This is a genomic window from Turicimonas sp. TL08, from assembly GCF_054660695.1.
This window is the reverse complement of record NZ_BAAGDP010000133.1, coordinates 1-210: the sequence shown is the minus strand read 5'-3', so window position 1 is coordinate 210 and position 210 is coordinate 1. Positions and strand designations below refer to the sequence as shown.

At 43.3% G+C, this 210-nt stretch carries 1 protein-coding gene; it reads right to left on the bottom strand.

Annotation, left to right across the window (positions count from 1 at the left end):
- Nucleotides 1-210: helix-turn-helix domain-containing protein (locus tag ACYQ4O_RS13240; RefSeq protein WP_460175907.1), on the bottom strand; the 210-nt coding region annotated here is incomplete at both ends.

Here is a 210-nt window from a genome sequence, read left to right as displayed (position 1 = left end):
CAAATCTTTCAATGCTTGTTGGAGTACTTGAGAATGACAGTCTTTCAGAAAAGAGTGCTTTTTCTTCCACAGAACGAGACGGCTGGCACACTCTACATAGTTGAACCGATGTGCTTTATCTTTGCCGTAAAGTGACTTTTCTGTGGCTAAAGTTCTGTTATAGACATAGCGACAGGAACCCGCAAATTGGCTCATCAAACGAGCTTGGGC